This window comes from Streptomyces atratus, assembly GCF_040655115.1.
GTDB lineage: Bacteria > Actinomycetota > Actinomycetes > Streptomycetales > Streptomycetaceae > Streptomyces > Streptomyces atratus_D.
The window spans coordinates 1-729 of the sequence record NZ_JBFAJH010000012.1; the positions used below are offsets into that span (position 1 = coordinate 1).

Annotated in this window: 1 rRNA gene and 1 pseudogene; one reads left to right on the forward strand and one right to left on the reverse strand. The window is 70.5% G+C overall.

The features are described 5' to 3' along the window. Positions 1–92: ribosomal RNA gene (gene rrf, locus AB0I23_RS16215) — 5S ribosomal RNA — on the forward strand; the annotation flags it as partial. A 57-nt stretch (positions 93–149) separates the two neighbouring features. Here the strand turns inward: rrf and AB0I23_RS16220 are convergent. Continuing rightward, a pseudogene (locus AB0I23_RS16220) lies at positions 150–729 on the reverse strand (hypothetical protein); the annotation flags it as partial.

Genomic DNA, 729 nt, shown 5'->3' on the forward strand with positions numbered 1-729 from the left:
CGCCCGGTTACATTCCGAACCCGGAAGCTAAGCCTTTCAGCGCCGATGGTACTGCAGGGGGGACCCTGTGGGAGAGTAGGACGCCGCCGAACAATCTTTCAAGGACCCCTGGTCCCAGCGTTCACGCTGGGACCAGGGGTCCTTTTGTTTTACCGAAGCGCGTCGGGTGGCCGGCTGCGCGAGAATGTGTGTAGTACCCGAAGACAGGAGTCCCACCCATGTCCACCAACTCTCCCGACGATCGTTCGGAGCGCGAGCCGCGTCGCCGGGACGGTAGTGACCGGGGCGGCTTCCGGGGTGGTCGTGACGATCGCTCCGGCAGCCCGCGTCGGGACAACGACCGTGGTGGCTTCCGTCGCGATGACCGCGACCGCGGTCCCCGGCGTGACGACAACCGCGGCGGCGCCTCCGGTGGTGGCTTCCGTCGCGATGACAGCCGGCCCACGAGTGGCGGTGACCGGGGTGGCTTCCGTCGGGACGACAGCCGTGGTGGCGGTGGCGGTGGTGGGTTCCGTCGGGATGACAGTCGTGGCGGCGGCGGTGGCGGCAGGTTCCCCCGCGACGACCGTGCGCCGCGGCGTGAGGATGACCGTGGTGGGCGTTCCGGTGGTGGCTTCGAGCGTCGTGACGACCGGCCGCGTGGGCCGCGTCGCGACGATGACAGCCGCAGCGGCGGGTTCCGCCGCGACGACAGCCGCAGCGGCGGTGACCGGGGCGGTTTCCGTCGGG